Origin of the sequence: Kitasatospora sp. NPDC047058, assembly GCF_040643935.1 — a bacterium.
GTDB lineage: Bacteria > Actinomycetota > Actinomycetes > Streptomycetales > Streptomycetaceae > Kitasatospora.
In genome coordinates, this window is record NZ_JBEYVJ010000462.1 from 1 (window position 1) to 4,836 (window position 4,836).

The following is a 4,836-nucleotide window of genomic DNA, read 5'->3' on the forward strand; positions in this document are numbered from 1 at the left end:
GCCGCGCCGGAGGGCATGGTGCTGCGCCACTGGGCCGGCACCCGGGCCGACCTGCTGCACGGCCTCGCCGTCCCCGCCGGGACCGGCCTCGGCGGCCGTGCGCTGGCCGAGCGCGCCCCCAGCTGGGTGCCCGACTACCGGGCCGCCACCACCATCTCCCACCACTACGACGCCGCCGTCACCGCCGAGGACCTCTACGCGATGCTCACCGTCCCGCTGCTGCACGGCGGCACGGTGCACGGCGTGGTGTACGCCTCGCTGCGCGCGGTGGTGCCGTTCGGGGACGTCCGGATCGCCGCCGTCGGCAGGCTCGCCGCGGCCGCGACCCGGGCGCTGGCCGGGGCCGCCGCCTGGAGCGGCCCGCCGGTCCGCCGGGCGCTCCCCGCCACCCCGCTCACCCGGCGCGAGCACGAGGTGCTCCGCTGGGCGGCGACCGGCCGGACCAACCCGGAGATCGCCGCTCAGCTCGGCCTCACCTGCAACACGGTGACCGGCTACCTGAAGGGCGCCATGCACAAGCTCGGCGCCCGCAACCGGACCGAACTCGCGCTGCTGGCACGCGAGTCCGGCCTCCTGGAGACGGTGGGCCGGCCGGCCTGAGCGACGGGGGCGGAGCGACCGGGGTCAGTTGACGTTCCGTTCCCGCCCCGCCCAGTACGGCTCGCGGAGCCGGAACTTCTGCAGCTTGCCGGTGGTGGTCCGCGGCAGCGCGTCCCGGAACTCCACCGAGGTGGGCGACTTGTAGCCGGCCAGCCGCTGCTTGCAGTGCGCGATGAGCTCGGCCTCGGTCGCCGCGGACCCGGGCTTCAGCATCACCAGCGCCTTGACCGTCTCGCCCCACTTCTCGTCCGGCACGCCGATCACCGCGACCTCGGCCACCGCCGGGTGGTCGTACAGGCAGTCCTCCACCTCGATCGAGGAGACGTTCTCCCCGCCGCTGATGATGACGTCCTTCTTCCGGTCCGAGATGGTCAGGTAGCCGTCGGTGAGGGTGCCGCCGTCCCCGGTGTGGAACCAGCCGTCCCGGATCGCGTCCGCGGTCTCCTGCGGCTGCTGCCAGTAGCCGTCGAGCACCACGTTGGAGCGGACCACCACCTCGCCCTGCTCGTCCACCCGGACCTGGTTGCCGATCGCCGGCGCGCCCGCCTGCACCAGCTTCTCGGCCCGTTCGCCGGCGGGCAGCGCGTCCCACTCGGCGCGGGAGCGGTTGACCGTCACCACCGGCGAGGTCTCGGTCAGGCCGTAGATCTGCATGAACTCCCAGCCGAGCTCCTCCTCGACCCGCTGCACCACCGAGGTCGGCGGCGGGGCGCCGGCCACGATCATCCGCACCCGGTCCCGGCCGGGGACCGGCCCGTCCCAGTCGGCGGCCGCGTCCAGCACCATCTGAACCACCGCCGGCGCGCCGCACAGGAAGGTCACCCCGTGCCGCTCGATCCGGCGCAGGATCTCGGCGCCGTCCACCTTGCGCAGCACGATGTGCTGCGCGCCGAGCCCGGTGAGCGAGAACGGCAGGCCCCAGCCGTTGGCGTGGAACATCGGCAGGGTGTGCAGGTAGACGTCCCGGTCGCCGGCCCCGAAGTGCAGGCCCATCAGCACCGCGTTCAGCCAGATGTTGCGATGGGTGAGCTGAACTCCCTTGGGGAGCGCGGTGGTTCCGCTGGTGTAGTTGATCGTCGCGGTGTCGTTCTCGCCGATCTCGTACCGGCGCGGCTCCTCGTCGAAGTCGTACAGCACGGCGTCGCTGTCCGCGCCGAGCACGAACCGGTGCTCGGCGGCCACCCCGGCCAGCGGGTCGGCGAGTTCGGGGTCGATCAGCAGCACGGACGCGCCGCTCTGCTCGACGATGTACGACACCTCCTCCGCCCTCAGCCGGAAGTTGACCGGCACCAGCACCCGGCCGTGCCCGCTCACGCCGAACAGCGAGGTCATCAGCCGGGCCGAGTTGTGCGACACGACGGCGACCCGCTCGCCCGGCCCGACGCCCAGCCGGTCCAGCCCGGCCGCCTGCGCGCGGGCGAGTTCGGCGACCCGGCGGTAGGTCAGTTCGCCCCAGGACCCGGCCGGCTGCACGGGTTCGTCGACGATGCCGACCCGGTCGCCGTAGACCAGCTCGGCCCGGTCGAGGAAGTCCATCACGGAGAGTGGAATCTGCATGCGCCCACTGTCCTCCGCCCGCCGCCCGCTGCACACCCCCGATCGGGGGTGTCACCCGGACGGCGTGCCCGGTCCGGCGGAGGTCTCCGGCGCCCCGGCCGCCGCCAGCGCCGCGGCCAGCCGGTCCCGGGTCTCGGTCTGGGCGGCGATCCGACGTTCCAGGACGGCCAGCCGCTCCCGGGCGATCCGCAGGGCGGCGGCGGACGGCCGCTGCGCCAGCACGTCGCCGTCCAGGCAGGGCAGGAAGGGCTTCATGTCGTCCAGGGTGAACCCGGCGGCCAGCAGGCCGCGGATGTTGCGGACCCGCACCACGGCCGCGTCGTCGTACTCCCGGTAGCCGTTGGAGGCGCGGGAGGACGCGATCAGGCCCGCCCGCTCGTAGTGGCGCAGCGCCCTGGGCGTACTCCCGGTCGCCCGGGCCAGCTCCCCGATCAGCACCGTACCCCGCCCCCGCTCGTCCGCCCGGATCACGCCACGACGGCGCCGCCGTCCACCGGGAAGACTACTCCGGTGACGAACGAGGCCTGTGGTGCGGCCAGTTGGGTGATCGCCCAGGCCACCTCGGCGGGCTCGCCGATCCGGCCGAGCGGGGTGTGCGCGATCTGCCACTCCCGGGTGGCCGCCCGCTGCTCCGGGCTGAGCCCGGAGTGGTCGGCGATCGGCGTGGCGATCGCGCCGGGCGCCACCGCCACCACCCGGACGCCCCGCGGCGCCAGCTTCACCGCCCAGCTGCGGGTGACCGTCTCCAGTGCGGCCTTGCTCGCCGCGTACACCGAGTTGGCCGGCCAGCCGCGCTGGCCGACGGCGGTGCTCACGTTGACGACCACGCCCCGGCTCTCCGCCAGTGCGGGTACGGCGGCCTGGCCGAGCAGGACGGGGGCCACCAGGTTGGTCGCCAGGACCGCGTCGATGCCGTCCCGGGTGTACCCGCCGAGCCTGCCGGGCGGGGCGATCGCCGCGTTGTTGACCAGGACGTCGATCCGCCCGAACCGCTCCAGGGTCCACCGGACGATCTCCTCGGGCCCGTCCGGGCCGGTGACGTCCGCGGCCAGCGGGTGGATCCGTCCGGGGTGGCTGCGGGCCGTCTCCGCCAGCGGCTCGGCCCGCCGTCCGACCGCCACCACCGTGACCTCCGGCCCCTGGGCGGCGAAGGCCTGCGCGGTGGCCCGGCCGATCCCCGTGCCCGCGCCGGTGACCAGCACCACCCGGGGTGCCGCGTCCTGCCGTCCGTGCTGTCGAGTGCGCTCGTTCATGGGCGCCAGCCTCCAACCCTGACGTCAGTGGCAAGGTCAAACCGGGAGCCCGGGCTCCGCTTGCTGAGCCGGGCGCGAACGCCGGGTCCGCCGGGCGGCGCGCGGCTCCGGCGGCTGCTAGGAAGGGACCAACGCACCCACGCACACGGGGAGATACGCATGAGCGACGAACGGTCCGAGAGCCTGTACGACGCCATCGGGGGCATCGAGGCGCTCCGCCGGCTGAGCAACACCTTCTACGAGGGGGTCCTCGCCGACCCGGTGCTGGCACCGGTGTTCGCGAACTTCACCACCACCCACATCGAGCACGTCGCGGTCTGGCTGGCCGAGATCTTCGGCGGCCCGGCCCGGTTCACCGCCGAGCTGGGCGGCCACCAGAGCCTGCTCCGCTCGCACCTCGGCCTGGCCATCACCGAGGAGCAGCGCGGCCGCTGGATGGAGCTGATGGGCGCCGCCGTGCAGAAGGAGCTGCCGGGCGACGAGCTGCTGCGCCGGCGGGTGCTGGAATACTTCGACTGGGGCACGAAGATCGCCAAGGACGTCTCGGCGGCGCCCGTCGGCGAGGACCTGGGGGACCCGGGCCCGACGCCGCGCTGGGGCTGGGAGGGCCTGAAGAAGTGACCGTCACGGTTGAACCACCCACCGCCGAAGGTTTGTTGCTCCGGCCGTTCCGGGACGAGGACGCACCCGCCCTGGTCGAGATCTACCGGGACGAGACGCTGCGCCGCTTCACCCGGACCCCGGTGACCGACCTCGGCGCGGCCGCCCACTGGCTCGACCTGCAGTACCGGGGCTGGGCTGACGGGGTGCGGTACAGCTTCGCCGTCCTGGAGCCGCGCGCCTCCGGGCCGGCCGAGCTGGTCGCCAACGTGGCGCTCAAGCGCGGCACGCCCGGCGGCCCGGTCGCCGAAGTGGGGTACTGGACGGCCGCCGCCGCACGGGGCCGGGGCCTGGCGCCCCGCGCGCTGGAGGCGGTCACCGGCTGGGCGTTCGCGGCCTTCGCGGCCGAGGGGCTGGTCCGGCTCGACCTGCTGCACCAGGTGGACAACCCGGCCTCCTGCCGGGTCGCGGAGAAGACCGGCTACCGCTTCGAGGAGGTGCTCACGGCGCTGCCGCCGGAGTTCCCCCTGGACGGCCACCGGCACAGCCGCACCGCGACGGTGTGACCGGCGCCGGTCGAAAGGGCTGGACCGCAAGGAGGATGCGGGCCAGAGTGGCCCCATGGCTTCTCTTGTACGACATGTGACGATCGACTGCACCGACGTCTTCCGGCTCGCGCAGTTCTGGGCCGGGGTGCTGGACAGCAAGGTCAGCGACGACGACAACCCGGGTGATCGCGGCGGCGAAGTAGCCGTAGGTGAAGGTGTGCCGCGGGGTGCCGTCCCAGCTGTCGCGGCCGGTGGAGATCATCCCGGAGGTCCAGGGG

The 4,836-nt window shown here is 74.0% G+C and carries 7 protein-coding genes; 4 read left to right on the plus strand and 3 right to left on the minus strand.

From position 1 onward, the window contains the following. Window positions 1-600, plus strand: a 600-nt coding sequence (locus tag ABZ885_RS35415) for a LuxR C-terminal-related transcriptional regulator (RefSeq protein ID WP_360198182.1), incomplete at its 5' end; no start/stop codon positions are given. Window positions 601-624: 24 nt separating this feature from the next. On the opposite strand, the gene ABZ885_RS35420 is transcribed toward ABZ885_RS35415, so the two are convergent. The 3 genes from ABZ885_RS35420 to ABZ885_RS35430 are packed head-to-tail and all read right to left on the minus strand — an operon-like array spanning window position 625 to window position 3,410. After that, complete coding sequence (locus ABZ885_RS35420) at window positions 625-2,157, minus strand: AMP-binding protein (protein ID WP_360198185.1); 1,533 nt, start codon at window positions 2,155-2,157, stop codon at window positions 625-627. A 51-nt stretch (window positions 2,158-2,208) separates the two neighbouring features. Beyond that, complete coding sequence (locus ABZ885_RS35425; RefSeq protein WP_360198199.1) at window positions 2,209-2,595, minus strand: MerR family transcriptional regulator; 387 nt, start codon at window positions 2,593-2,595, stop codon at window positions 2,209-2,211. A 29-nt stretch (window positions 2,596-2,624) separates the two neighbouring features. Continuing rightward, complete coding sequence (locus tag ABZ885_RS35430) at window positions 2,625-3,410, minus strand: SDR family oxidoreductase (RefSeq protein WP_360198187.1); 786 nt, start codon at window positions 3,408-3,410, stop codon at window positions 2,625-2,627. A 159-nt stretch (window positions 3,411-3,569) separates the two neighbouring features. On the opposite strand from ABZ885_RS35430, the gene ABZ885_RS35435 reads away from it, so the two are divergent. From ABZ885_RS35435 to ABZ885_RS35445, 3 genes are all read left to right on the plus strand, one after another. Beyond that, on the plus strand, window positions 3,570-4,031 hold the full coding sequence (locus ABZ885_RS35435) for a group II truncated hemoglobin (RefSeq protein ID WP_360198190.1): 462 nt from the start codon (window positions 3,570-3,572) through the stop codon (window positions 4,029-4,031). 35 nt (window positions 4,032-4,066) lie between these two features. Beyond that, window positions 4,067-4,576 carry a GNAT family N-acetyltransferase gene (locus ABZ885_RS35440; RefSeq protein WP_360198193.1) on the plus strand — a complete coding sequence of 170 codons (510 nt, stop codon included), beginning with the start codon at window positions 4,067-4,069 and terminating at the stop codon, window positions 4,574-4,576. Window positions 4,577-4,631: 55 nt separating this feature from the next. Then, a partial coding sequence (locus ABZ885_RS35445; RefSeq protein ID WP_360198196.1) for a VOC family protein occupies window positions 4,632-4,836 on the plus strand: 205 nt, incomplete at its 3' end.

Bases quoted from the DNA above. Each gene is read 5' to 3' on its own strand.
- ABZ885_RS35435 (WP_360198190.1), top strand. From the start codon at position 3,570: ATGAGCGACGAACGGTCCGAGAGCCTGTACGACGCCATCGGGGGCATC.
- ABZ885_RS35420 (WP_360198185.1), bottom strand. From the start codon at position 2,157: ATGCAGATTCCACTCTCCGTGATGGACTTCCTCGACCGGGCCGAGCTG.
- ABZ885_RS35430 (WP_360198187.1), bottom strand. From the start codon at position 3,410: ATGAACGAGCGCACTCGACAGCACGGACGGCAGGACGCGGCACCCCGG.